The sequence below is a fragment of the Chitinophaga sp. SYP-B3965 genome (genome assembly GCF_009647655.1).
GTDB lineage: Bacteria > Bacteroidota > Bacteroidia > Chitinophagales > Chitinophagaceae > Chitinophaga.
The window spans coordinates 17,267-42,697 of sequence record NZ_WJFD01000003.1; the positions used below are offsets into that span (position 1 = coordinate 17,267).

General features: G+C 44.5%; 18 protein-coding genes. 3 read left to right on the top strand and 15 right to left on the bottom strand.

Translation table 11 applies throughout. The features are described from left to right. Positions 1-15 precede the first annotated feature (15 nt). The 6 genes from GFS24_RS17815 to GFS24_RS17840 form a co-directional block, all read right to left on the bottom strand. A complete protein-coding gene (locus GFS24_RS17815; RefSeq protein ID WP_153661681.1) occupies positions 16-672 on the bottom strand; it encodes a hypothetical protein in 657 nt (218 codons plus the stop codon). Between the two features lie 8 nt (positions 673-680). After that, complete coding sequence (locus tag GFS24_RS17820; RefSeq protein ID WP_153661683.1) at positions 681-2,120, bottom strand: TlpA disulfide reductase family protein; 1,440 nt, start codon at positions 2,118-2,120, stop codon at positions 681-683. Positions 2,121-2,206: 86 nt separating this feature from the next. Beyond that, entirely contained in the window at positions 2,207-2,467 is a 261-nt protein-coding gene (locus GFS24_RS17825; RefSeq protein ID WP_153661685.1) for a hypothetical protein, read from the bottom strand. A 172-nt stretch (positions 2,468-2,639) separates the two neighbouring features. Then, on the bottom strand, positions 2,640-4,241 hold the full coding sequence (locus tag GFS24_RS17830) for a cysteine peptidase family C39 domain-containing protein (protein WP_153661687.1): 1,602 nt from the start codon (positions 4,239-4,241) through the stop codon (positions 2,640-2,642). A gap of 233 nt (positions 4,242-4,474) precedes the next feature. After that, entirely contained in the window at positions 4,475-5,368 is an 894-nt protein-coding gene (locus GFS24_RS17835; protein WP_153661689.1) for a PorP/SprF family type IX secretion system membrane protein, read from the bottom strand. Between the two features lie 2 nt (positions 5,369-5,370). After that, on the bottom strand, positions 5,371-10,557 hold the full coding sequence (locus tag GFS24_RS17840; protein ID WP_153661691.1) for an Ig-like domain-containing protein: 5,187 nt from the start codon (positions 10,555-10,557) through the stop codon (positions 5,371-5,373). A gap of 310 nt (positions 10,558-10,867) precedes the next feature. Here GFS24_RS17840 and GFS24_RS17845 point away from each other — a divergent pair, with 310 nt between their 5' ends. Beyond that, the gene (locus tag GFS24_RS17845; RefSeq protein WP_153661694.1) at positions 10,868-11,260 is read left to right on the top strand and encodes a hypothetical protein; all 393 of its coding nucleotides are present in this window, start codon (positions 10,868-10,870) and stop codon (positions 11,258-11,260) included. A gap of 203 nt (positions 11,261-11,463) precedes the next feature. Here GFS24_RS17845 and GFS24_RS17850 read toward each other — a convergent pair whose 3' ends face one another. Beyond that, the gene (locus GFS24_RS17850) at positions 11,464-11,685 is read right to left on the bottom strand and encodes a PspC domain-containing protein (RefSeq protein WP_074243026.1); all 222 of its coding nucleotides are present in this window, start codon (positions 11,683-11,685) and stop codon (positions 11,464-11,466) included. A gap of 151 nt (positions 11,686-11,836) precedes the next feature. On the opposite strand from GFS24_RS17850, the gene GFS24_RS17855 reads away from it, so the two are divergent. Next, the gene (locus GFS24_RS17855; RefSeq protein ID WP_153661696.1) at positions 11,837-14,110 is read left to right on the top strand and encodes an aconitate hydratase; all 2,274 of its coding nucleotides are present in this window, start codon (positions 11,837-11,839) and stop codon (positions 14,108-14,110) included. A 123-nt stretch (positions 14,111-14,233) separates the two neighbouring features. Here GFS24_RS17855 and GFS24_RS17860 read toward each other — a convergent pair whose 3' ends face one another. From GFS24_RS17860 to GFS24_RS17875, 4 genes are all read right to left on the bottom strand, one after another. After that, positions 14,234-15,784: a RagB/SusD family nutrient uptake outer membrane protein gene (locus GFS24_RS17860; RefSeq protein ID WP_173003115.1), complete on the bottom strand. Its 1,551-nt coding sequence runs from the start codon at positions 15,782-15,784 to the stop codon at positions 14,234-14,236. 32 nt (positions 15,785-15,816) lie between these two features. Then, the gene (locus GFS24_RS17865) at positions 15,817-19,137 is read right to left on the bottom strand and encodes a TonB-dependent receptor (RefSeq protein WP_153661700.1); all 3,321 of its coding nucleotides are present in this window, start codon (positions 19,135-19,137) and stop codon (positions 15,817-15,819) included. A gap of 105 nt (positions 19,138-19,242) precedes the next feature. Further along, positions 19,243-20,307, bottom strand: a complete 1,065-nt coding sequence (locus tag GFS24_RS17870) for a FecR family protein (protein WP_153661702.1) — start codon at positions 20,305-20,307, stop codon at positions 19,243-19,245. Positions 20,308-20,382: 75 nt separating this feature from the next. Further along, positions 20,383-20,892, bottom strand: coding sequence for an RNA polymerase sigma-70 factor (locus GFS24_RS17875; protein WP_173003116.1), 510 nt, complete (start codon positions 20,890-20,892; stop codon positions 20,383-20,385). Positions 20,893-21,084: 192 nt separating this feature from the next. On the opposite strand from GFS24_RS17875, the gene GFS24_RS17880 reads away from it, so the two are divergent. Further along, positions 21,085-21,717: a hypothetical protein gene (locus tag GFS24_RS17880; RefSeq protein ID WP_153661706.1), complete on the top strand. Its 633-nt coding sequence runs from the start codon at positions 21,085-21,087 to the stop codon at positions 21,715-21,717. Here the strand turns inward: GFS24_RS17880 and GFS24_RS17885 are convergent. Genes GFS24_RS17885 through hutI form a run of 4 tightly spaced genes read right to left on the bottom strand, consistent with a single transcriptional unit; the run spans position 21,714 to position 25,425 of the window. Then, a complete protein-coding gene (locus GFS24_RS17885; protein WP_153661708.1) occupies positions 21,714-22,733 on the bottom strand; it encodes a DUF4421 domain-containing protein in 1,020 nt (339 codons plus the stop codon). The genes GFS24_RS17880 and GFS24_RS17885 overlap by 4 nt on opposite strands. A gap of 30 nt (positions 22,734-22,763) precedes the next feature. Beyond that, on the bottom strand, positions 22,764-23,252 hold the full coding sequence (locus tag GFS24_RS17890; protein WP_153661710.1) for a metallophosphoesterase: 489 nt from the start codon (positions 23,250-23,252) through the stop codon (positions 22,764-22,766). Beyond that, on the bottom strand, positions 23,249-24,211 hold the full coding sequence (gene hutG / locus GFS24_RS17895; protein WP_153661712.1) for a formimidoylglutamase: 963 nt from the start codon (positions 24,209-24,211) through the stop codon (positions 23,249-23,251). Before hutG ends, GFS24_RS17890 begins: the two co-directional genes overlap by 4 nt. Continuing rightward, positions 24,208-25,425, bottom strand: a complete 1,218-nt coding sequence (gene hutI, locus GFS24_RS17900) for an imidazolonepropionase (RefSeq protein ID WP_153661714.1) — start codon at positions 25,423-25,425, stop codon at positions 24,208-24,210. Before hutI ends, hutG begins: the two co-directional genes overlap by 4 nt. Positions 25,426-25,431: the final 6 nt, after the last annotated feature.

The following is a 25,431-nucleotide window of genomic DNA, read 5'->3' on the forward strand; positions in this document are numbered from 1 at the left end:
ATAAAATATCATGCATTAAAATTCCAGTCCATAAAATACCCCTACATCCTTTAGCTGCCCCAGTTTCTCCAGTGAATCAGCGAATACCTGTGTAACATAACCTGGTAAATTATTCTTTTCAGTTACATCAGAATAACCAAATTCGCGCTGAATAGAAATAAATGGATACAAAAGGAACTTATTGCCGGTAAGTTCAGAGAGTTTATAGTCTGCGGCATCGGTGGGCTCAAATGTGGCATCAAGGATTGCATTAAAAAACTTACTGTAAATAACGGTAAACTGTAAGCCCGTAAAACGATCCACCCAAAACAGATCAGAAGAGATCTGCAAGGCTGTATGAAACCAGCTTACCCCTCCCGATAAGAGATCAGCCTCTTTATCACCGGCCTCAACTATAGCTTTCCTTAATAGCGTTGCATTATAACAATCAGTAAACAGATGATCATCCTCACATATTATTATAAACTTCTCCTCCTTTGACCTGGCTTCTTTCACGATCGTCACCAATGTATTCCACAAACCCAGGGCACCTGTTTCATGTTTAATGGCCTCCTTAATAAACACTGAAAACTCATTCCTATCCTGCATTTGACCTTTTATGTGTTCCAGCCTGTCCTTTCTTTCCTTCAGGTTGATAATATATAAGGGCATCAATAAGTTTTCATTTTTCATAAGACCGGCTATTTCAGGGTTGAAAGTTCACTTAGTAGTTCAGGAGTACTTGGCCTTAGTGCATTCAGTTTTTTTATCCTACCCTCCTTATCTAATACAACATAACGGGGAATAGATTTAATATCTAAGTAATTTGCGTAAGCAGATTTAAAATTATCCGCTATCCGATAAACTGCGTCAGAGAATCCAAATTCATCTGCAACAGCTTTCATCTTCTCATGGTCCTTTTCATTATCAACAGACAAATAGATCAACTGAATCCCCATTTCAGTCATTTTCGCCACATTCTCCTTGCTATATTCCATTTCTTCCTTACATGGGCCACACCAACTAGCCCAATTATCAATCAATATTACTTTCCCGGCATATTTCTTCAGCATATCGCCCAACCGTCCGGGAGTGCCGTCATATGCATATATCCTATTCAACAAAACAGAATCCGGAAATACTTTATTCCCTTTTTTATAATTTGCGTAAGCATAATCTATAAAAAAAAGATACTGAGGATCATGGATATCCTTAGCGTATTTATCATACCATTCGTCAACAAACACATCATTTGATCCATTGCTGGCTAACGCCTTCACCTGATAGTAAAACAAGGTAGAAAGCAGGTATTCCTGCAGGATTCCTGTAAAATTCTTTTTAATGGTTGCCGCTCTTACGAGCAACTGATCTGCATAGCTCTGAATATTAGATGCCATTAATACATCTACTGCTTTAACCATGGCGTACGTATATCTCCTGGAGAACATTAATATTGAATCCTCATTTTTAATGGCCTTAGTAAAATACTTCTTTACAAGATCATTCTCATTAAAGGCAGCATTCTTCTTCTTAAGCTCACTTACACCAAAATAAAGATAATAATACCTGCTGGCGTCCTCTTCCTCTAGTAACATTTTCCTCAAAGCTTCGTTTGGGTATTTGATGCAGTAGGCATTTATCCGCTGACACGTTTCTGCGTAGTTACTATCAATGACTGCTATTATTTGTGCATCATTCTCAACAACCTGCATTCGTTTAAACATCTTTAGCCCGGAAGCTAAAGTAGATAGTTCCGTACTAAAGTTGTAATTCCCTTCATTTTTGCCATGAAAGGTAATTTTCACCGTACTGGAAATGGAATCTTTCTGAATTATTAAGCTTAATTGATCTCCCGGAGATATGAATGCCGGAAAAGCCGGCCTGTTTAATCCAGAACAATTGGATAATATTGGTTCAGTAATCCCCGATATTATTAATCTATATGTACTATCTGATAAGATCTGAATTTTTGAAATAACAGGCTGAGGTTGTACGTCAGATTCAAAAAGTTTCAGAGGTCTTGTAAACCATAGCTTTTCACTTCTGGTAAGATCCTTAACATTGATCACAATATCCTCCCCAGCTGCTAAAGCTTTGCCGGAAAATATCAATGATACCAAAAGGCCCGCAAAATATTTCATGCTTAGATTTTAAACGAAGATTGCTCACAGTATTTTTAAACATAATAACCTGACTATAAAGCCAGGTTATTATGTCAATTATTAAATTAACAGTTGCATTGAGAATGAGCGATATCAAACGTTGGATAAGCGTTGCAAGATGTTGTAACATACGAGCCTAAACAACCCGTACCATTTACTGTACCCAAATCATTGCCGCTATTATCTCTGCATTTAATTACAGAACTCTTTCCAGCGCATGCATCAGGGCCACCGCTGCCAGTTCCGCCTAAAACCTTTTTCAATTGACTTCTTGTTAATACTTCACCGTTTTGGAAGCCCGAGGACTTTAAATTTAATTTTTTCATACTTTTACTTGGAATTATAATTGTTATATGATTCTGTACCCCTATTACACCGGGGTATTTAAGCGGCATGTGTTTTATAACATCCATGCTGGTTACTGGGGCTGTACGTTTGCAACCGGCAGCCCCATTTTCTTATAATAAGGATCGTAAAAAGTATCGATAAGACTAAGGATCAATAGGATAACAAGTACTTAATATCTTCCAGGCGGTACGGCTCCATCAATTCATGTCCATTCACCAGAATGGAAGGGGTGAAAAAAATACCTGCATTTCCGCACCAGGCATTTTGCTTATTAGCCAGGTCTTTTATGTCCTCGTTAAATTGTACGGGGTACTTCTGTGCCCATTTTTCGTATTCTTTGTCGCTCTGCACATACCAGTCGTGGAGGGCTTTCTCTACTATACCCTTGTCCTCAGACAAACTTAACGAAGTAATATGCTGCGCTACTTTAAACCCGATATCATCGTCCTGACCACTTGTAGAGAAAATAATCTTTAATTGAAAACCATCCATGGTAGACAACCATTCATCCAACAACTTATGCGTTTCTGCACAAGGGTTGCAAAGAGGGTTACTTACTACAGTAATGATGTTTTCAGCTACAGGATTGCCCAGTATTACGGGCATTAAACTATCAGGTAGTGTGTGATGAGGCTGGGCTGCTAATAATTGATTAAACAGTGCACTATCATATTTGAACTTCCTTAGTTGTTTCTTTATTGGCTCTATTTCCTCCGATTTCCTAAGAATCGGTTTTAGGAATCCCCAGATGGCAACAGGAAGAAAGAAACAAAGAATTGAACGCACAATAACGGCAGGAGTAAAAAGAAAATCAGATGTTTGTGGATAAAAAGCGCCGGCAGCAATAAAAAACACTGCTTCAAGCCACAACAAAACCTGTATGCTACTGCACAGCGTACACCAGCTTCTTTTTTTCACCTGATACCAGATGGAATAAAAAGTATAAGGTATACATACAATATTTAGCCAGGCAAGTAAAGTTATTGTTCCTGGATTTAATAGTAAACACGCAAATGAGCCTATAAAATAAAATGCACCCACCTCACTCCAGCTTAACCAGGAAGTTACTTTAGCTGCATCAGATCGTAAAATGGCATTACAGCCATTTTTCCCTCCTGCATTGCAAATATTCTGTATAAAGGGATTATTCGCATCCAGGGTGTACAGCAGGAGTAATGCGCTAACAATAATCCCTGCCAGCTTTAAACCTAATAAGCCCAGCAATGGCACACTGATGCTGATATAATTTATAAAAGTTAATGCAAATGCTAACAGTAAAAATAGCAAAACAGGTAAGCGAAGATAACTGACCCACCCTTTTATCAAAGCGCTTTTATAAGCATGCTCCCCGCTTTGAATATCTTTTTCGGCATACAAAATAACACCATCCCACCGTTCCAAAAAGTCAGCTTCTGTAATAGTGTTTTTCTCTTTTTTCTCATTGCTGTATCTCACTTCCCCATTGATAATTTCATGAACGAGGATAAACTGTCCGCGTCCTGTTTCCAAATGAGCAATAAAAGGATAAGCCAATCCTGCTGTATCGTAATTACGCTTATCTATTCTGTAGGTCTCATGAGGAACCTTCCAGGAGGACAGGCAATCACTTAAAGCTAACAAGCTGGGATACGCGGGATGATCCTGTAACTCATCGCTGATGGTGAAAGGACTAACGGGTACATTTAATTTTTTGATAAGCATGGTTAACACGGCAACGGCGTTTACCGGCCTGGGTCTAATCGTCAAAAGCATGGATTAACACGATTTAATAAAATAAATCTCTCTGCACGATCGGATAGTCTCTAAATGTCTAAGTGATTTTAAAACTAAAAAAAGAAAAGCAGATATGCAAGTTTTTTTTAGCAACAATCTTATAATGAAAGATTTAAGGTAAGATTGTATTATTTATTATTACTTCAACATTACTTAAAAAAATAGGGCAGCGCCAATAATGGCATTGCCCCTTTTGTATCCATAACGTGTATTTATCTAAAAAGATGAACGGTTGCCCCTATTTCGTAGGCACCGTCTACATAAGTTTTCATGCCGCCTGTTTGTATGGTATACATGGCCTGGATCATCACCGTTTTCATAATATCCACCCCAATGCCAGTGGTTAAACTGTTAGAGGTATGATACACTGCCATCACGTTTGCTACGTTTTTCAGGAAGGTGACATTCACCCCTACATCCAGGATATTATCGTATCCCCTGATACCCCGGTAGCAGAGTTTCGGTTCCACACTAACTGTTCCTTCCAGGTCAAATTTGTAAGCCGCAGCGGAGAAAAAGATACCTCCCCCATTTACACCTTTGTTCTCTCCGGACACCAGGCTCCTGATATTTGGTAAAGCCGCCTGCAGGGTTAAGCCTTTATGCGCATAAGCCATGCCAAATTCTGCTTCAAAATAATCATCTCTTCTGTTAAATGCGCCAATGGAGGGGTCATTTATTTCGCCGTCTATCAATTTATAATCCAGGCGCTGGATGTTCATGCCCAGTGAAAGCCCGAAATGCAATGTTTTTCCATCCTGGCTGAGCGGCAGGTGGTAAGCATAACTAACGGCCGCACGGGTCCTGTTGATCAGGCCTGCCTTGTCATTGAATACATTTACGCCCCAGCCTACTCTTTTTCCCATTCCATAATCCGCAGTAAAAAATTGGGTAACGGGTGCCCCCTCCATGCCGGCCCATTGTTTACGATAAGCGGCATTCAGATGTAAGCCGGAATCAATGCCCGCCATGGCGGGATTGGCCAGGTACTGGTTTTGAAAATACTGGGTACCTGAGGGTTCCAGTAAAGCCTGTGCTTCACTCAGGCTTTGCGCCATGCTATTCGTTGCGAACAGCATTATTAAAACGACGAATCTGATCTTCATAATTATTTTCTATCTGTGATGATAGTGATATAACCTTTTACAGTTTTGCCACTTCCATCAATGGTTAAGATATAATAGTACGTTCCTTCGGCAAGCCGCTGGCCATTCATGGTGCCATCCCATTCATTGTTATAATTCCTGCGCTGATAGATCATACGGCCGCCGCGGTCAAAGATCTTCAGTTCATTATCCGGATAGCTGCTTATATTCCTGATCACCCATTTATCATTGATCCCATCTCCGTTTGGTGTAAGGAGGTTGGCAGCATCTACTTTAAAGTCTTCTATGATATTGAGGGTGATCTGTGCGGTGCCTTCGCAACCTGCTGCATTAGCACCTGTAACGGTGTAAGTAGTATTAGCCTGTGGCCTTATGGTAAACACAGCACCTGTGGCAGTACCCCAGTTATAAGTAGCGGCACCGGAAGCAGTGAGTTGTACTTCAGTTCCTTTGGAAACAGTGGAGCCTTTGTTGCTGGTAATATTTACAACCGGCAGGCTGTTCACCGTGAGGGCAAATGTGCGCTGGAAAACATCTACGCCACCATTCGTCACGCCACCATTATCTTTTATGATGATGGTGATGTTCGCTTTGCCGGTAGCGGAGGTTTTCAGCTTGTAACTCACTACGCCGGCAGCATCAATTGTCAATGCATCAAATATTTGCTGATCTGCACTGATAGTAAAACCAAATGTTTGTCCGGCTTCTGTAGCAGTAGCGCCTGTTACAGGGAAGGTCTGCGTGGCAGTAGTGATACAAATTTCCCTGTCTGCAACTACGCCAAAGAACGGTGCTTTATTAATAGCTCCGATGGCAATGGTTACTGTTGCCTGCGCGCTGGTATTTAATCCATCGCTCACGGTGATGTTTAATGTAACAGTAGTACCTGCTTTACTATTCAGTAATGCTACGTCTTTCACTGTAATGGTACCATTTGTGTTGATGGAAAAAGCGCCGCCGGAGCCATCTGTTGCGATAGTCCAGTTCTGTAAAGTACCGTTTGCTTCCGTTGCAGTTACAGTACCTGCCACAGTGCCCACAGCATTGTTTTCAAGCGCATTAAATGTTTGTCCTGCATTGATCACCGGAGCTGTTCCGTCATATGTTAAGCTCAAAGTATTAGAAGCCGCGTTACCATTTGCCCCAATATTCTCTGCACGGTCTGCCGGCAATAAGGTAGTTACGGCTCCATCTGCTGACGGTGTTACCAATGCTGTGTAAGTAATGTTATTTGTGGTTTGCAGGTTACTGATAGTTGCGTTAGTTGCTGTAAGATCAGTAGCAGCAAAACCCGTTACTGCTTCACTGAAGGTAATGGTGATGGTATAAGGTGCGTTCACCTTTGCAGCAGCGGCAGTGGATAATACTACAGATGGATGATTTGTATTCACAAATACGTTCTGCGTGTTGCCTGCACTTTGCAATGCATACACCATATTGTTACCAACATCATCTTTTAAGACTGCACCGTTTGGCATCAGGTTCGCACTGAGTGCAATACCGTCCATGTCCATTTCCCCGTTCTGTATCACATAAGAGAAGGTAAGCGCATTGGTATCAAGGCCGGAAACGTAATTAGCCTGGCGGGTGTTTGCTCCTATTAATACTTGCAGGAATGGCGCACCGGAGCCCTGTATCACTTCACTGGTGTTCACGGTGAAGGTGAGTGTGCTATTCTCTTTGTAATAACCATTGGGGGGCACATTAACAGAAGTGATCGCAGGCGATGTTGCATCGTATATTAAACTCAATGAATTAGAAAGTATATTGCCATTTGCACCAATGTTCTCTGCACGGTCTGCCGGTAACAGGATAGTTACGGCTCCATCTGCAACTGGTGTTATCAATGCGGTGTAAGTAATATTATCAGTGGTTTGCAGGTTACCGGCAGTTGCGTTCGTAACTGTAAGGTCATTTACTGCAAAGCCCGTTACCGCTTCACTGAAGGTGATGGAGATGTTATAAGGCGCATTCACCTTTGCAGCAGCAGCAGTGGATAATACGACAGACGGATGATCTGTATTCACAAATACGTTCTGTGTGTTACCCACACTTTGTAATACAGCTACCATGTTGTTTCCTGCATCATCTTTTAAGATGGCGCCGTTCGGCATCAGGTTCACACCGAGTGCAATGCCATCCATGTCCATATCCCCATCCTGTACCACATAAGAGAAAACAAGCGTATTACTGCCAAGGCCGGAAACATAAGTGGCCTGGCGGGTGTTTGCTCCTACTGATATATTCAGGAATGGTGTACCGGAACCTTGTATCACCTCACTGGTGTTCACGGTGAAGCTGAGCGGGCTGTTTGCTTTGTAATAACCATTGGCCGGCACACTTACAGAAGTGATCGCAGGCGATGTTGCATCATATGTTAAGCTCAAAGAATTAGAAAGCATATTGCCATTTGCACCAATGTTCTCTGCACGGTCTGCCGGTAACTGGGTAGTTACGGCTCCATCTGCAACTGGTGTTATCAATGCGGTGTAAGTAATATTATCAGTGGTTTGCAGATTGCTCACGGTTGCATTAGTCGCAGCAAGATCTGAGACGATAAAGCCTGTTACTGCTTCACTGAAGGTAACGGTGATGGTATAAGGTGTATTCACCCTGGCAGCAGCGGCAGTTGATAATACAACTGATGGATGGCTTGTATTCACAAATACATTCTGCATGTTACCCACACTTTGCAATACAGGTACCATGTTGTTACCCGCAACATCTTTTAAGGTAGCGCCATTGGGCATCAGGTTCGCACCCAGTGCAATACCATCCATATCTCCATCCTGTATCACATAAGAGAAGGTGAGCGCATTGGTACCAAGGCCGGATACGTAGGTAGCCTGGCGGGTGTTTGCTCCTATCAATACTTGCAGGAATGGTGTACCGGAACCTTGTATCACTTCACTGGTATTCACGGTGAAGTTGAGCGGGCTGTTTGCTTTGTAATAACCATCGGCCGGTACACTTACAGAAGTGATCACAGGCGGCACATCATCATAATCAACGGAAATCGTATTGGATGCGGTATTACCATTCGAACGCCCGTTACTTGCCATATTGGCGTTTACCCACACTTGCACATTACCATTTACACTGGGTGTGACCGTGAAGGTATAAGTGATGTTATCAGTTGTTTGCAGGTTGCCCGCCAGCGCCATATTTACAGATGACATGCTTGCAAGTGAAAAGCCGGTAACGGCCTCGCTGAATGTAGCTGTTACAGTAAAAGGCCCCGATACAGGACTGCTGGTTGTGCTAAGTGTAACGGTCGGGCGCCTGGTGTCTACATTAATTGCTCCTGCACTGAAATTAGTCATTAGCAGGCCTCCATCATTACCAGCCATGTCCTTTATCGTTCCACCATTTGTTTCAATGGTTGGGATCATTGATACATCATTTGCCACCAGGCCTTCTTCCAGTATATCGTATCTGAAGATGAGCGTATTTGTTCCTGATCCGCTAACATAGGATGCATTCCTGATCGCAGGACCTCCTATCTGGATACCAATATGAGGAGTACCGGTTACATTTACGATCTCGTTGTAATTAACGTTAAAAAACAACGGAGAGTTGAGATGATAATTACCAGCAGGCGGCCTGGTTACACTAGTGATGAACGGTGCATCAGCGTCGTATTGGAAAGAAAGTGTGTTGGATGCTGTATTGGGATTTCCCCCAAATACACCATCCACCGTGGTGGCAGGCAATTGAAGGGTAAAAGCACCTGAACTCGGATCAGGTGTCAGCTGCATTGTATAAGTAATATTATCCGAAGTTTGCAGGTTGCTTACTGTAACCATTATTATAAAGTAGTCTGCCACTGATAAACCGGTTACTGGTTCACTGAAAGTAGTGGTCACTGTAAAAGGTCCGTTTACATAGGGGCCTGCTGTAGTAGATAACACTGCTGATGGGCGCCATGTATTTACAAATATGCTCCCTAAGTATGGGAGGTTATTTAATGCCGGCACTGCATCATACACGAGATCTTTTATAGTACCACCGTTTAAGACGATGGTATTTCCCATACTGATCCCATCCAGATCCACCTCCCCTGGCCCTACGGTATAACGGAAAGTTAACTGGTTAGTTCCTGTACCACCAACATAACTGGCATGCCAGATATATCCCCCGATATTCACTTCAAAGTATGGTACACCACCTGTGGTGACCACATCTACAGCTTCATTGTAGTTCACATGAAAATCCATGTCCCTTGTTTCCGTGTAATAACCATTGGAAGGAGCTGTTACTGAAACAACAACTGGTATTGTAAGGTCCACGCTCCAGTTATATGTTTCTGGTGTAAGATCTGTATTACCTGCAGCGTCTGTGGCACGGACCTGGAAACTATGGTTCCCCTCAGTTAACCCGGACAATGGAAGAGGGAAACTAACCGGCGTGAAGGCTGCACCATCTAAAGATCCTTCAAAGGTGCTACCGCTTTCAGTGGAAGCAGCGTCAAAGAGATCTGCACCATTGCTCACTGCCGGAGGTGTACTTAAGAAAGATGTATTTGGTGCCGTTTGATCTAATATGATATTGTCACTAACAGTAAGCACATTCAAAGCCTGGTCAACCAACTGCACATATACGTTCTTCACACCATCTCCGGCGGGTAAGGTAACATTTAACAGACCAATGTAGGTCTGGTAGAAACCCCAGTTGAAGTTGTCAAAAGAGAAACGCATTTGTAAAAGCGGGTCAGTATCCATTTTTGTGATACTTAATGCCACGTAGGGATCATTCGTATAAGCTGCTCCGCTATTAATACTTACCGTACCGGTAGGTGCCGTTTTGTCAATTGTATACAGTGCACCAGTTGTATAAGGAGCATTGATAAGACCAGGGCTTATACCTGTGCCTGTAACAATTAAACGGAGATTACCATCCCCGGTTCCTGCATTAACAGTAACAAAATATATAGTTCCACTGCCAGAGACGCTGGCAACACTGGCTCCTGTAAGGCCTAAATAAGTATCTACAGAAAAAGATGCAGCAGTTACACCCGTTACAGCTTCTGTGAATGTAACAACATAGTTTACAGTGTTGGCTGAAGTTGGGGAGGAACCCGAACGTGAAACATTTGCAACAGCAGGTGCCCACTTATTTGTAGTACTGTAGCCACAAAGTGTTTGTAATAGTATAACCGGTATAAGTAAGCATATTTTCAACTTATTCATAAGTAAGGATTAGTATTCGAAGAATTATTGAACTCCGCCGCAAAGGGGGCAGGCAAATAAATGGCTGACGATCAGAAAAGATAAAAGGGTCACCATGTTCCTGATGGAACAGGCGTTGTGAGGTTTATTCATACTGGTAAGGGATATTGTTATTAGCAAATAGGGCCTGGGACGCTAAAATCCGGAGCAAGATATATATATTTATTTCAAAGCATGTAAAATATTAAAACAGGCATGGCCGGAGAGCAGGTTTTACTTTTTACTTCTCCTTTTTTTTCATTAAATTCATAGCACACTAATAAGTAGCACCATGATTAATTTTTCAGAATTAAAAGCCGGTGATATTGTACTGGCTAAGTTTGAAGAACAGGTAATGGAGGGAAAGGTCCTCCAGGTAGATCATGAATTGAAGCAGGTTTGTGTGTTAACCCATGAAGAGCAGGAAAGCTGGTACAGTGCGGAAGACCTCTTCCCCATCCCACTCACGGAAGAACAGCTCGTTAAACTGAAGTTCTCTAAAGCAGAAGAAAATGGCAATGGCCAGGCTTATGTACGAGGGCCTTTTACGGTGGTCCTCTCGCAGGGAGCAGCGCCAAATACTGTTTTACATTACCGGGATGAAACGCGCAACATTGCAGGTGGCATCATGGTGCATCAGCTGCAAAATCATTATGCAGGTATGACGTTATTTCATTTAGAATAAAAAGAATATAGTTCTCCTTAAAGAAAAAAGACCTCTCTCTGCCACCAGGAAGCTTCCGGGACAGAGAGAGGTTTTTTCTTTACTTTTATTTGAACCTGAATTTATGCAGCCTGCCTGGGGGCATAAAAAAAGCCGCTCTTTATAGGAGCAGCTGTTATCAATGATGATAAATCAGTTAGTAAATTAAATCTCTGAGGATCAGCTCAAAGGTAACGTAAGGGATTCCGGCGTGCCTTCGCGATGTAATTCTTGATATTCATCCAGAAAGCCAGGATCATATAAACGATCAGGGGAGACCCCATGGCTAAAAAAGTGGCATAAATAAAGAATATCCGGATGCGTGATGTGGCAATGCCCAATTTCTCACCCAGCGCAGTACAAACACCAAAGGCCTTCCATTCTACAAAGTCTTTGATCTTATTCATATATCAAATTTATTACAATCTAGTTTAAATAACAAATGTAATTCCGGGATTTGTACAAGAGAATGGGGGCGTTTTCCTTTAAAAACTCTATGAAAATGTTTAACTTCGCGGTGCAAATTTTAATGTATTCGCTCATAAATTCTTTATTTCCATGGTGTTTGATATTGACATGATTAAAAAATTGTATGCGGCATTACCGGGTAAAGTGGAAGCTACCCGTAAGATGTTAGGTCGCCCGCTTACATTGGCTGAGAAAATCCTTTATGCCCACCTGTACGCACCCACTACTACCCCTTTTGAAAGAGGTAAATCCTATGTGGAATTTGCGCCGGACCGTGTGGCTATGCAGGATGCTACTGCTCAGATGGCTTTGCTGCAGTTCATGACCTGTGGCCGTGCAACGGTTGCCGTACCTTCTACGGTACACTGTGATCACCTGATCCAGGCTAAAACTGGTGCTGTGGCGGATCTGGCTACTGCTATCGACACCAATAAGGAAGTTTACGATTTTCTGGCATCTATTTCTGATAAATACGGTATCGGTTTCTGGAAACCGGGCGCTGGTATCATTCACCAGGTTGTTCTGGAGAATTATGCCTTCCCTGGCGGTCTGATGATCGGTACGGACTCTCATACGCCCAATGCGGGCGGTCTGGGCATGCTGGCCATCGGTGTTGGTGGTGCAGATGCGGTAGACGTAATGGCAGGCCTCGGCTGGGAGCTGAAAATGCCTAAACTGATCGGCGTTAAGCTGACCGGTAAACTGAGTGGCTGGGCTTCTCCTAAAGATGTGATCCTGCGTGTAGCTGGTATCCTCACCGTAAAAGGTGGTACAGGCTGTATCGTGGAATACTTTGGCGAAGGTGCGGATAGCATGAGCGCTACCGGTAAAGGCACTATCTGTAACATGGGTGCTGAGATCGGCGCTACCTGCTCCGTTTTTGCCTATGATACCAAAATGTCTGATTACCTGAAAGGCACTTCCCGCAAAGAAGTAGCTGGACTGGCAGACGGCGTTAGGGAACACCTGCGTCCGGATGAAGCAGTATACAATGATCCTACCAAGTTCTACGATCAGGTGATCGAGATCAACCTGGATGAACTGGAACCTTATGTTAACGGACCATTCACCCCGGACCTGGCATGGCCTATCTCCAAATTTGCACAGGCTGTAAGGGAAAACAACTGGCCAGAGAAGCTGGAAGTAGCCCTGATCGGTTCCTGCACCAACTCTTCCTACGAAGATATCAGCCGTTCTGCCTCCCTGGCAAAACAGGCTATCGATAAAGACCTTCCCGTACATTCCGAATTCACCATCACCCCCGGTTCTGAACTGGTTCGCTTCACCATCGAAAGAGATGGCCTGCTGAAAACCTTCGAACAATTCGGTGGTGTGGTACTGGCTAACGCCTGCGGTCCCTGTATCGGTCAATGGGCCCGTCATATAGACGATCCTTCCCGTAAGAACTCTATCATCACTTCCTTCAACCGTAACTTCGCGAAGAGGAATGACGGTCTGGCTTCTACCCATGCGTTCGTAGCGTCTCCTGAGATCGTTACTGCATTGGCTATTGCCGGTGACCTCACTTTCAACCCGCTCACAGATACCCTGAAGAACAGAAAGGGTGAAGATGTGAAACTGGATGAACCAACAGGTTTTGAACTGCCTCCAAGAGGATTTGATGTGGGTGACGCTGGTTACCAGGCCCCTGCTGAAGATGGCAGCGGCGTCTCTGTGATCGTATCTCCTACTTCAGATCGTTTGCAATTGCTGGCTCCGTTCTCTGCATGGGAAGGTATTGATCTGAAAGGATTGAAACTGCTCATCAAAGCAAAAGGTAAATGTACTACGGATCACATCTCTATGGCTGGTCCATGGTTGAAGTTCCGTGGTCACCTGGATAACATTTCCAACAACATGCTCATTGGTGCTATCAACGGCTTCAATGATAAAACAGATACCGTTAAGAACCAGCTGACTGGCGAATACGGTGCTGTACCGGCTACTGCCCGTGCTTACAAAGCAGCAGGCATTGGCTCCATCGTTGTGGGTGATGAAAACTACGGTGAAGGATCCAGCCGCGAGCACGCAGCAATGGAACCCCGCCACCTTGGTGTTCGCGCTATCCTCGTGAAATCTTTCGCGCGGATCCACGAAACCAACCTGAAAAAACAGGGTATGCTGGGCTTGACCTTCAATGACAAAGACGATTACGAAAAGATCCAGGAAGATGATAACATCGATATCATCGGTCTGACTGAATTCACACCTGGTAAATCCCTGACGGTTGTTTTAAACCACAAGGATGGATCTAAGGATGAGATCGTGGTGAACCATACTTACAATGAACAACAAATTGAGTGGTTCAAAGCAGGTGGTGCATTGAATGTGATCAGAGCACAGTTTGCAGCAGCGAAGAAATAATAACATCATACACTAATACGAAGGGCTGTCTCCTATGAGGCGGCCCTTTTTTATAAAAACCCTCTCTGCCACAGGGAGTATCCGGGGCAAAGAGGGCGTTTTTTATTTTTTGAGTACCTGTTTTTAGTAATTGGGGTTTTGCAACAGCACCGGTGTATTCCGGTCTATTTCCGTTTGCGGCAGCGGCCACATATCATAATGTGCTTCATACTTTGTTTTGATAGTAGGGGTAAGTGGATTCTGTACAAAACCATTCAATTTCGTACTGGCAATTCCCCATCTTCTGAGATCGAAATAACGCGATCCTTCCAGCGCAAACTCTACCCTTCTTTCATGCCTGATGCGGATACGCATCTCATCTTTTGTTAACCCAACAGGAAGGTCCGGCATATTTACCCTGTTCCTCACCAGTTTCATGGCGGTATATACATCTGCATCTGCACCAACCGCTTCATTCTGTGCTTCCGCAAACATGAGCAATACATCCGCATAACGCAGCAATACAAAATCATTATCATCGATGGTACCATAATCCGGATCAACGAGAGAAGGATCCAGCCATTTTTTCACAGCATAATAGCCAACTATCCAGCTGTCTTTCCCAGGAGTGGCAATAGCCAAATCTCCGGTAAAAGGCCAACCCTGTACCTTTGTATCACCAGGGAAGAAAAAGGTCATCCGCATCCTGGGATCCCTGTTTTCAAATGGCCGTCCTTTTACATACACGGCGGAAGAGGCCGTATCCTTACCATCTGCTGCCTCATACTCATCGATCAGGTCCTGCGTGCCCAGCTCTCCTTTCCAACGGTGCAATTGCACCGCCACTGCCACATCCTGGTGTAAGATATTCGGGCGCTGGTATTTTACGGAGAACATGATCTCTTTACTTGTGTTCTGATCCGGTTTATAAAAGTTACCGGCATAATTGGCATACAGGCTGTGCTTATTACCGAGCATGATCTCTTTAGCCAGTGCAGCCGCTTCTCCATATTTCTTCTGAAAGAGCAATGCCCGTACCTTGTATGCCTGTGCCGTACTTTTAACAGCATGGCCATCTCCATACGTTACATCCGGTAAAGATGCAATCGCTAAATTCAGATCGTCTTCCACCAGTTTCAACACATCCCCTCTGTCTGACTTTGCCCGGGTAGACGTAAAATCTATAGAGAAAGGATCTTCTGTAACAATAACGGTATTACCATAAAGCTGCGCCAGCCAGAAATAATTAAAAGCCCTGATGAAATAAGCTTCTGCTTTATACCTGGTGAGCTTATCACCCGTGAGCACCTTATCAACATTTACAATAAATGAATTGGCTGCCGCAATGGCTTTGTAAGAATTTGTGTAGTAATTGGCCACAAAGTCGCCGGATTGCGATGTGATCCCGGAAGAAAGCGCCGTCTGGCCACCACCATAATTATACTGTCCGTAGGAGTTATCACTGAAGTTATCCCATGCAAATATTTCATACATGGATGTGGCATATCCACCGCCACTCTGATACAGGTAGTTGTACAAACCACTTAAAGCGAGGTCTGCATCTCCTTCTGTTTTCCAGAAAAAGTCAGAAGATATTTTGTCCGGAGGTGCTACATCCAGGAATCCTTTTTTACAGGCACCCAGCATGGTGGCAACACACAGGAGCATTAAGATATATTGCTGATACTGTCTCATATGCATATCATTTATCTGAATAGGATTTATAATTAAAACTGCACCATTGCACCTATCGTAAACGTTCTTGTTTGCGGGTAGGTAACGTAGTTGCCATCACTGGTCCGTTCAGGGTCCAGTCCGGGAAATTTGCTCACAGTAAATACATTATCTGCACTTGCATACACCCGGAGTGATTTCATGCTGAACCGGCTGATCAGGTTCAAAGGCATTGTATAACCCAGCTGCAGGTTACGAAGCCGCAAAAAAGATGCATCTTTCAGGAAATAAGTAGAGGCGTATCGCTGTACCGGTTGATAACCATCTGCCACATAGATCTTAGGCATGGTGTTGGTAGGATTCGTGGGTGTCCAGCGGTTCCGCCAGTCTGTAGTAGGCACTGATCCCTGCCTGAAAGGTTCAATCCCCCATCCGTTCACATATATCTTCTGCCCACGTGAACCGTAGAATTGTGCACTCAGATCAAACGCCTTCCAGTTAAGGCCAAGGTTGAAGGCATATTGGAAAGTGGGATATTTCCCTTTCACATACGTGCGGTCCAGGTCATCTACTTTATTATCTCCTGTTACATCCTTTATTTTCAGATCACCTGGTGTTGGTGTAACAAGCTGTGGGGGCGATTTCAGGATTTCGTCAGCGCTTTGGAAGATGCCATCCCATATAAAGAGATAATATCCATCCAGTTCATGTCCTTCTTCCCTGATCGTTGTACCGCCGATCTCTTTCTTTCCGAATTTCTCCAGTGTATTTTTATACGTTTGGAAATTTGCATTGAGGCTATAACTAAAATCTTTTCCAATGTTATCGTTGTACTGAATATTGAACTCAAATCCTTTGTTCCTCACAGCACCGTTGTTGATAATTGGCGCATTTAATCCCAGCCAGAGCGGTACCTGTGACTCTCTGAGGATATCAAAAGTGTATTTATTAAACCAGTCTGCCGTGATGTTCACCCGGTTATTGAAGGCGGAAATGTTGATGCCTAAGTCCAGCACACGGGTGCTTTCCCAGGTAAGGTTGGGATCTACCAGCGAGCTGGCTGAAAAGCCGTTGGTAACCTTCCCCCCGAATACATATGGACGATCGCTCAACGTAGGCTGATAGGGATAAGTACCAATATTCTGATTACCTAACTCTCCAAATGATCCGCGAAGTTTCAGATCATTTAACCAGGAAACATCTTTCAGGAAGGCTTCTTCTGAAATACGCCATGCCCCGGAAAAAGAATAGAACAAACCCCAGCGGTTGCTGGACGGAAGACGGGAAGTACCGTCATAACGAACACTGGCGCCGAGCAGATATTTATCCTTGTAATCATAGTTAACATTACCGTAAAAAGAACGGATGCCCCATTCGCTGGAAGTACCGCTATTTGTTTGTCCTTCAGCAGGGCCTGCATTCAGCTCCCGCAGCAGATTGGTGGCAAACTGTGTACGACCTGCATTTAGTTCATCGCCTGCATTATGTTCCTGCTGATAACCGGCTAATGCAGCCAGGTTATGCACGCCCAGTTTTTTCTTGTAAGTGAACTGGCTGTAAAAAACAGTATACACATTCCCTGTATTGTTCACAGTAAGGCCGGGCGTTCCAACATCCAGCAGCCCTGCAGTGCTCATGTCGTTATAATAGAAGGTGGGCACCACGGGCCTGAAATCGTTGTTCTTTACGGCATTGTAATTCATGCCTGCCCTGTTTTCCCATCTTAATCCATCTATGATATCAACATCGAGAGAAAGATTGCCCTGTGCATAATAATCCAATGAACGCGTGATCACATCTTCACCTACGATGGCAACCGTGTTCTTATTGCCCAATTCATTTGAATATCCTTTCTTGATCCATCTTCCATCAGGGGCGCGTGGAGGATAAAGCGGAGACTGGGCCAGTGTGGAAAGGAACATATCGCCGGCACCCTGCGGCGGGAATTCCCTGTCGCCATACCGCATCTGGATGTTTGTTCCCAGTGTTACTCTTTTATTTACCCTGGAACTAAGCCCCAGGTCCAAGGTGTATTTTTTATAATCAAATCCTATCATCACACCGGGTTGCAGATTTATACCCAGCCCCAGGCTGTAATTGATATTCTCTTTTCCACCGCTCATATTCAGATAATGGTTCTGTGTGTAAGCCGTGCGGAACAGATCGTCCAGCCAGTTATGGTTAGGATATTTCACACGGTCCGTAGCATTCTGATAGAGATCTATCTGCTGCTGCGTGTACAAAGGAGCAAGCCCGGAATTGGTACGTGCCTCGTTGGACAACTGCATGTACTCTGCAGAATTGGTGATCACATCCGGGATCTTGGTTGTTTTTGAAATGCCCAGGTTATATCCGTATTGCAAAGTAAAACCGGTGCCTTTTCCTTTTTTCGTTTTCACCACGATCACCCCGTTGGCCCCTCTGGACCCATAAATAGCGGCAGAAGCAGCGTCTTTCAATACAGAAACAGATTCAATATCATTTGGATTCAATACACTCAGGCTGCCCGGTAATCCGTCTACGATCACCAGCGGATCATTCCCTGCACCACTAAAAGTGCTGATCCCCCTGATCCGTAATACGATGTTCTCATTGCCTGGTTCCCCTGATCCCTGTGTTACCTGCAGGCCGGGCAGTTGCCCCTGCAACAGGCTCACAGGATTGGTGGCGGTACGTTTGTTCAGTTCAGCACCGCTTACAGTGGCTACAGCACTGGTAAGTTTATGTTTTTCCTGTGTGCCGTACCCTACAACCACTACTTCATTCAATCCGGCTACATCTTCTTTCATCACGATATCGAATGTTGTGCGGCCTTCCACACTGATCTCCTGTTTTATATAACCGATACCTGAGATCACCAGTATGGCGCCGGCAGGAACTTCCAGCGAAAAGGTGCCATCTGGATTGGTGAGTGTTCCGGTGCCTGTTCCTTTTACCTGTACAGTAATGTTAGGCACTGGATTTCCTTTTTCATCGGATACTTTACCGTTTATTCTTTGCGCCTGGATCTGTGCGACGTTTTTTTTAAACACTACCATCTTATTATCAATGATCGCATAATGCAGACCAGTGATACCAGAGATAGAATCCAGCACCTGTTTGAAAGGGACCTCTACCAGCTGAAGGCTCAGCCGGGGCAGTTTTTCCACTTCGGTATTGCTGTAATAAAAAACATAACCGGTTTTCTTTTCGAGAAAACGAAAGGCCTTTTCTACTTCTATTTTTTCAAATGAAACGGATACCGTGTTCTGAGAATACCCTGCAGCAGATACTTTGAAGAAGAGCAGTAAAAGTACTGCGGTGAATTTGATCAGTTGTATGATCTTCCCTGCGCATGCGGGCAACTTAAACAATTGTGTAATTGATCTTTTCATACTTCGGTGGAATTAAGGTTAAATGTTCAGAAATCGGGGTGTATGGACATACCATTCCCTATAGGGGAGCGCCCCTTATTTTGGTCGTAGAATACATCATGAAGGTTATTTTATGATTACTGTATCATCTTCTATGGAATAATTAAAAGATTGTATTTCCTGTAGGATAGCCAATAATTTTTCGAGTGACAGGTTATCTGCACGCCCGGTAAATCTCAAAGCAGAAAGTTGCGGGTCCTGTATAATAATTTTAATGCCGTACCAGCGTTCCAGCCTCCGGGCTATCAACTCCAGTGTTTCATTTTCAAAGAGAAAGCGGTTCCTTACCCAGGCTGTTTCTACCACCTGGCCGCTATCCATAGAACCAATGGCAGACAGGGCCTTTCGTTCAATGATCATATTCTCCGACTGTTCGATGATGGTTGTTCCTTCGTTCTTTGCTTTTATATGTTTAAGGTCACTCACCACTAATTTTTGATTGGGTTGCAGCAGTACCCGCCTCACCTTGTTTGCCTCTTTCACCAATACTTCCACTGCTCCTGAGATCAAAGCCGTTTCTTCAAATCCCTCATCCTTGTAGGAACGAACATTGAATGTGGTGCCCAGTACCCTGATATCCATCTTTTCTGTATGAATGATAAATGGTTTGCCGGCATGCTGCTGTACATCAAAATACCCCTCACCACTCAGGAACACTTCCCTTGTCTCTTTATCAAACTTTGGCGGATACTTTAAAGTGCTGCCGGCATTGAGCCACACCATGGAACCATCCGAAAGGCGGATCCGTGTTTTCATGCCCGCATCTGTAGTGGCCAGCTTATATCCATCCTGTTGCCTGTATATAAAAAACAGGCTGGTGGCGATCACAAGGAAAAGCAGCGTGAATAATACAACACGGAACCGTGGCCGCTTTGCGGCTGCAGGCTCCTGCTCCAATATTACCGGAGTACTTTCCATCTCTTCTATTTCGAGCGCCACTTTATCTGCCCATGCAGCCGTCGCCTCTTCATTCATCAGGGGCTTCTTCGAAAAAGAAAGCTGATCCATTAAACCCAACTTCAGCCATAGGTCCGGATGCTCCAGTAACAATTGCTCCAGCTCTGTTTTTTCCTCATTTGAAATATCATTACGCCAGTAAAGGGCTAATAATTCCCATAGTCGATTGGTCATTTATATGAGCATATGCGATTAATTAATAGAAAGACAACTGTAAAAAGTAAAACAATTAAGCGGGGAGAAAAAAAATCAGGAATGGGAAACTTTCAATGCTGTACTCAGCGCGCCCCATATCTTTTTAATAGCGAGGGTCATTTGAACATTCACCGTAGCTTTTGAAATATCCAGCAGATGTGCCACCTGCTCGTAGGTAAGCCCGTCTTCTTTTACGAGGATGAAGATCTGGCGGCATCTCGGGGGCAGCTGGTCTATCACAGACCGTATAGAAGTAACATCTTCTTTGCTGATCAGGATCTCTTCCGGGTTCTGGCCATGAATATTTACCTGCAACTCCCAGGCGGCAAGGTTAGCGGCACGGCGGCCTTTGCTTTTCAGGTAATTGAGGGCGGTATTTTTAACGGCTTTGAAGAGGTAGAATTTGATGTTATCCGGAGGGGGCAGGTTTTCCCGTTGCTGCCAGATCTTAATGAACACGTCAGATACGATCTCCTCAGCTTCCTGGAGATTGTCTGTTATACTATTGGCAAAATAGTGAAGGGAGGGGCCAAATTCATTCATGAGGCATTTGAATGACTTCATGTCCCCTGTTTTCCAAAACGTGCTGTAAGATGGCGGTTCTATGCTCATAAGCTGATCTACTAAAGCTAAAACACATTTTTATTAATTATTTAGCCATATTTAGCTAATTATGGTATTATATTACCGTGAAACTATCGCCAACAAACGCTTTTAAAAAGCCCGAACTGGCCCATTATTTGCAAAACTGCTTATATGCACACAGATAGTATCAAAAACTACTGGCTGTTGTTAACCAATAGAACATCCGCCCGTAACCTAACTTTCGCCTCCCAAACCATTGAAAAGATCATTAAAAGGTACAGTGCGCCGGGCAGGCATTATCATGATATGGCACATCTCAGCGACCTGATATGCCTGCAACAGCAGTATGCACCTTTCATTGTTGATAACGACAGTTTACTGTATGCCATTTACTTCCACGATATTATCTATTCTGTAACCCGCAGTGATAACGAGGAAAGGAGCGCCCACGAAGCAGTGACCTTCTTAAACAGGATCGGTTACCCGGAGGATAAACAGCAGAAAGTATTTGCTTTCATTGCTGCCACCCAAAAGCACATCAACCCCCTTGGGGACCCCGACCTTGATTACCTGCTGGACTTTGACCTCCATATCCTTGGCTCCACCCCTCCCCAATATGAGGCGTATACAAAGCAGATCAGGAAAGAGTATTACCTCTACCCTTCCTTTATGTATAACAGGGGAAGAAAGAAAGTGTTACAGCATTTTTTAAGTCAGCCTGCCATTTACAAAACAGCTGTATTCAGGGAGAAATATGAAAAGAAAGCCAGGGAGAATATGGAGCGGGAATTAGACCAGCTTTAGAACAATGGTTTTTTCAGTTTGAACCTTTTTGCCACACTGAACCTTAAGTTCCCCGTGCCAAAGGTCTGATAGGTGCGGTTCACAGGGGATTCACTCCTGGTAACGAGGTCCACATAATGCACCCCTATAAAGTATTTGCTGGAATTATACCCTGCAGATAAACGGACAGTATTATTCAGCTGCCAGCCAAACTCGCTGCGCTTCTTACGCCCGTCCAGGTAGTTCAGGGAAGTTCTGTTCACGCCTGCGCTGCCGGTTAAGGATGCAGTAATGAAGAAGTGTTTTTTGATCACTAACGTGTACGCATATCCAATATTGGCAGCGATGCTAACGCTGCTTGTTCTATTAAAAGGTTCATTATCGAAAAAGCCTTCCACGCCAAGGTTAGAAGGGATCAGGGCAGAATCGCCTTTCATCTTCCAGGCAAAAACCTCACCACCTACAATAAGGGAACCCGCACTCTTTTTCTGGTAATCGTTTTGGAGATAAGCCGCGCGGTAAGAGAATTTTTCATCGTTAAAGATATACTGCACATTCAGGCCAAGATCTGTATTGTACATATCCGGCCTTAAAGTAAGCGCTTCTGAATTGAACCGGCGGTTAGCCAGGAAATACCCTTTATAGTATTGACCATAGAAATCCACTACCAACTTTCGCAGATACATATGAGCCTGCAGATCGAGGTATTTGGTCTTGCCATATTTGTCGTCGTCATTATTGATGAAGGGAAGTTTGAAACCCAGGTTAACGCCGATGAATTTATAGTTGAAGCCAAAACCCAGGTTATTGCTGGTGTTGGGACGGTACAGCACTTCTTCTTTCAGACGTTTATCTACGATATCATAATAGGTGTATTTCCGGGAGCCATAGATGCGCACGGTAAGATCTTCGGTATGATCTTCTATATAAGCAGAATCATTTTCCGTTTGCAGCAATTTCTTCCAGCGCTGTTGCGCAGTGGCTGCCGATACAAACATAGAAAGCACCAGTAAAAGTACAACACAGCGTATATTCATAACAGTCAGTAGGCTTATAGCAAGATACGATCAATCAGGCAATTCTATTACTTCCATGTTCTTCATTTCTCCTTTCACTATGTCAAAACGCACCAGTGTTTTCACCTTATGCCAGCCCTGTTTACCACATGCTCCCGGGTTGATGTGTAGCAATTGTAATGCCGGATCGGGCATTATTTTGAGTATATGCGAATGCCCGCTGATAAAGAGTTGTGGGCGTTTCTGTTTAATATATGGTTTTAAAGCGGTGGTATACCTGGGAGGATATCCCCCAATGTGGGTCATCCATACCTTCACCCCTTCGCAGGTGAACAGGTCGTGCTCAGGATAACGGACCCTCAATTCCTGCCCGTCCACATTGCCCCATACCGCCCTGAACGGTTTGAATGCTTCCAGTTCATCTGCCAGCGCCATATTCCCGATATCACCGGCATGCCAGATCTGATCCACCTTCTCAAAATGATGGAACACTTTGGGGTGCAGGTAACTGTGCGTGTCAGACATCAATCCAATCTTCATACTGCAAAGTAATTCATCACTATCTCATAGACAAGTGAAGCGGCCAGTTTTGCGGTACGGTTATCCTGGTCAAAAGTGGGGTTCACCTCTGCAATATCCGTCCCGGCCAGCTTTCCGCTCCTTAACACGGTGCGGTAACAATCCAGGAACAAAGCATCCGGCACCAGGCCGTTGTACGCTGTGGCACTCACGCCGGGGGCATAAGGAGAGGCAAATACATCCATGCAGGTGGTGAGGTAGATCTTGTCTGTTCGTTTGATGAAAGCCTGGATGGCGCTCAGCAACTGATCACGATACTTCTGTTGGAAGAGGGAGGCCTGGAGGTATTCTGCTCCGAGGGTTTCTGCGGTTTGAAAGAGTTTGCGGGTATTGCTGTTTTGTTGGATCCCCAGGGCTAAGTAATGGAAAGGCATGTTCTCCGCGGCCCTGTCCTGCGCTATCTGGAAGAAGCCGGTACCGGAACTGGGGCCATTTTCATCAGGCTCCCGGAGATCAAAATGTGCGTCGAAATTGATGATGCCCAGTTGTTCTGTTGTGCCTGTAAAACGCCTGATGCCCCTTTCATGTGCATAGGCTATTTCGTGGCCACCTCCCAGCAATACTGGCAGGTAGCCTTCTTTCAATAAATAATTAACAGTGGTTGAAAGCTCTTCCTGTGCCATCTCCAGCTGATTTCCTTCACATACGATATCACCAGCGTCTACCAATATATGGCCATCAAAATGCACAGGAAAGTTAGCGCACATCTTCCTGATAATACCAGGAGCCGCAGCAGCACCTGTTCTTCCTTTGTTGCGCCGTACACCTTCATCAGATGCAAAGCCTACTATCGCAATGCCTTTCTGGCCCTGTTGCAATATGGGTAATGATCCTCCGGTCTTTACCTGTTGGTGCCAGCGCAGGGACAAGGGGTCATCTCCATCCTTGCGGCCCTCCCATGGTGCAGGTGCTAAAGTCATGCGATAACGGTTTGAATAAGTTCTCCATTCTTCCACACCATAAAAGGTTTCATTCTCCCCTGGTAATAAAGGATGTCCCGGTAATCTTTGCAGGGGTATGCCTGGAAATCTGCTTCGGGTGTTTCAATATCTAATGCTTTGGCGGCACGGGAAGTTAAAGCAGCGAATACTTCTGCGGTGGATAGTCTTTCTGCTGCGCTCATCACAGCTGCCTGCGTTAATAAGTCACCCATTGGTGCAGAGCCTGGATTCCAGTCACTGGCAATGGCTACACAGGCCCCGGCATCCAGGAGTTTGCGGGCAGGTGCATAGTGCATGCCCAATCCTAATGATGCGCCGGGCAATACTACTGCTACTGTTTCAGATTGTGCCAGTTGCCGTATATCCGTTTCCGTGGAAGCTTCCAGGTGGTCTGCGGACAATGCTTTTGTTTGCACTGCCACTTTGGATCCACCGCTGCTGAACTGATCAGCATGTACGGTGAGTTTAAATCCTGCTTTGGCTGCCTGCGTTAAAAATGCGGTTGCATCTGTAGTAGAGAATGCTGTTTCTTCAATGAAGATATCTACCCGGTTGGTGAGTTGTTCTTCTTTCAACACAGGTAGTAGTTCATTTACTATCCAGTGGAGATAAGCTTTTTCATCTCCGTCAAAATCACGTGGGCGCATATGTGCAGCCAGGCAGGTAGGAATAAGGGTTGCTTTGGTGTATAATCCTGCGGAACGAATAGCCCGCAGCATGGTGAGTTCTGCTTCCATATTAAGCCCGTATCCGCTCTTCACTTCTATCGTTGTTACGCCATCTCTCAGATGACGGTCTGCACGGGCAACGGTATTTTCTATTAATGCGGCTTCCCCTGCTTCACGTGTTTTAGTCACGGAATCCCAGATGCCGCCACCGGCGCGGGCAATGTCCAGGTAAGACTTTCCGGCGATGCGCATGGCATAATCACGGTTCCTGCTGCCGGCAAAACAAATGTGTGTATGCGCATCAATAAAACCTGGTAATAACACAGCAGGTTCTTCTATGTAAAACGTGGCAATGCCCGGGTATTGTTTTTGCAGTGCTGCAAAATCCCCCATCGCTATTACTTTCCCTTCCTGCATGATCACGCCACCCTGTTCAATGATCTCCAGCTGCTCGTCTTTCAACGGGCCTTTGAGGTGTAAACCCTTTAAAGGAAGTATTTGTGAAAATGGTCCGGTCAGTTTCATTCGTTT

Excerpts from the sequence above, each read along its gene's own strand:
- hutG (WP_153661712.1), bottom strand. The coding sequence starts at position 24,211 with ATGACTTTAGCACCTGCACCATGGGAGGGCCGCAAGGATGGAGATGAC.
- GFS24_RS17830 (WP_153661687.1), bottom strand. The coding sequence starts at position 4,241 with ATGCTTTTGACGATTAGACCCAGGCCGGTAAACGCCGTTGCCGTGTTA.
- GFS24_RS17875 (WP_173003116.1), bottom strand. The coding sequence starts at position 20,892 with ATGAAGTCATTCAAATGCCTCATGAATGAATTTGGCCCCTCCCTTCAC.
- GFS24_RS17815 (WP_153661681.1), bottom strand. The coding sequence starts at position 672 with ATGAAAAATGAAAACTTATTGATGCCCTTATATATTATCAACCTGAAG.
- hutI (WP_153661714.1), bottom strand. The coding sequence starts at position 25,425 with ATGAAACTGACCGGACCATTTTCACAAATACTTCCTTTAAAGGGTTTA.
- GFS24_RS17880 (WP_153661706.1), top strand. The coding sequence starts at position 21,085 with ATGCACACAGATAGTATCAAAAACTACTGGCTGTTGTTAACCAATAGA.
- GFS24_RS17840 (WP_153661691.1), bottom strand. The coding sequence starts at position 10,557 with ATGAATAAGTTGAAAATATGCTTACTTATACCGGTTATACTATTACAA.
- GFS24_RS17865 (WP_153661700.1), bottom strand. The coding sequence starts at position 19,137 with ATGAAAAGATCAATTACACAATTGTTTAAGTTGCCCGCATGCGCAGGG.
- GFS24_RS17870 (WP_153661702.1), bottom strand. The coding sequence starts at position 20,307 with ATGACCAATCGACTATGGGAATTATTAGCCCTTTACTGGCGTAATGAT.
- GFS24_RS17855 (WP_153661696.1), top strand. The coding sequence starts at position 11,837 with ATGGTGTTTGATATTGACATGATTAAAAAATTGTATGCGGCATTACCG.
- GFS24_RS17850 (WP_074243026.1), bottom strand. The coding sequence starts at position 11,685 with ATGAATAAGATCAAAGACTTTGTAGAATGGAAGGCCTTTGGTGTTTGT.
- GFS24_RS17820 (WP_153661683.1), bottom strand. The coding sequence starts at position 2,120 with ATGAAATATTTTGCGGGCCTTTTGGTATCATTGATATTTTCCGGCAAA.
- GFS24_RS17825 (WP_153661685.1), bottom strand. The coding sequence starts at position 2,467 with ATGAAAAAATTAAATTTAAAGTCCTCGGGCTTCCAAAACGGTGAAGTA.
- GFS24_RS17835 (WP_153661689.1), bottom strand. The coding sequence starts at position 5,368 with ATGAAGATCAGATTCGTCGTTTTAATAATGCTGTTCGCAACGAATAGC.
- GFS24_RS17890 (WP_153661710.1), bottom strand. The coding sequence starts at position 23,252 with ATGAAGATTGGATTGATGTCTGACACGCACAGTTACCTGCACCCCAAA.
- GFS24_RS17885 (WP_153661708.1), bottom strand. The coding sequence starts at position 22,733 with ATGAATATACGCTGTGTTGTACTTTTACTGGTGCTTTCTATGTTTGTA.
- GFS24_RS17860 (WP_173003115.1), bottom strand. The coding sequence starts at position 15,784 with ATGAGACAGTATCAGCAATATATCTTAATGCTCCTGTGTGTTGCCACC.
- GFS24_RS17845 (WP_153661694.1), top strand. The coding sequence starts at position 10,868 with ATGATTAATTTTTCAGAATTAAAAGCCGGTGATATTGTACTGGCTAAG.